Source organism: Nocardia farcinica, from assembly GCF_029867845.1.
Classification (GTDB): Bacteria; Actinomycetota; Actinomycetes; order Mycobacteriales; family Mycobacteriaceae; genus Nocardia; species Nocardia farcinica_A.
Genome location: NZ_JARWRU010000456.1, coordinates 1 through 1,015, shown reverse-complemented (window position 1 = coordinate 1,015; position 1,015 = coordinate 1). Strand labels below are relative to the sequence as shown.

1 pseudogene is annotated in these 1,015 nt (G+C 73.5%); it reads right to left on the bottom strand.

Annotated elements, in window-relative coordinates:
• Window positions 1-44 precede the first annotated feature (44 nt).
• A pseudogene (locus QH283_RS09855) lies at window positions 45-1,015 on the bottom strand (hypothetical protein); the annotation flags it as partial.

Below are 1,015 nucleotides of genomic sequence, written 5' to 3'. Positions count from 1 at the left end.
AATACCCTTTTGTCCCATATCGCCTGTCCCCCGCGCGCCCCCACTCACTCGCCCGCCGGGCCCGGCCTGCCGCGCACCGGGCGGTACAGCCTGCGCCCGGCCAGACCGAACAGCAGCAGCGCCGCGGAGGCGGTGATGACGGCCAGGATCTGGCCGTAGGCGTTGGAGCGCACCGAGACCGAGGTGGACTCGCCGAGCAGCACGCCGTCGGCGGTGGTCACCGAGATCGGGATCACCAGATTGCGGCTGTCGTTGACCTCGGTGGGCACCCGGAACGAACGGGTTCCGTTGGGCGGCAACTGTTGTTCGCCGATGTCGGCGATGTCCGCGCCGTCGGGCGCCTCGATGAGGAAGCGGATGCGCACCGCGACCGGCAGATCGTTGCGGGCCACCAGCAGCAGCGGGCTCTGCTCGGTGGCCAGGGTGTAGACGCCGCCGGGCGGCAGCACGGTCACCGAGCGGTACAGCTCGTCGACGGTGCGGGTGATCCGGTCCAGGCGGCGCTGGGCCCAGGTGTCGGGCAGGTCGGAAGTGCCGGAGCGCCGGTCGGAGAGGGTGAGCACCCGAACCAGGTCGTCGCGCAGCGGCGTGAGGAAAGCCACCGGGGTCGGCTCCAGCCCCGGCACCGGCACGAGCGAGGCGAACAGTTCGCTGACGCGCCTGCCCTGGTCCCTGGTCGGGTCGACGAACCGGTGCGGCACCGCGTCGCTCGCCGCGCCCGCGGAGTAGTCCAGCTCGTAGGGCGCCGGGTCCGGCGGCAGCGCCACCAGATCGGCGAGGGGGCGCGCGATGGCCAGGCCGGACCGCAGCAGCGTCTGCACCTGGCGCAGCAGCGCGGCGGCCTCCTCGCCGTTGGCTCCCCACTGCTGCGGCGGCATCAGCAGCAGCGAGCGCGCGCCGACCGCCTGCGGGGTGACCGCGCGCCAGGTGATCGCGGCGAGCGCGTCCTGCAGGCGGGCGGTCCGCGAGTCGTTGGTCACCACGTAGCGCACGCGGCCCCGGGTGAAGGTGGGTG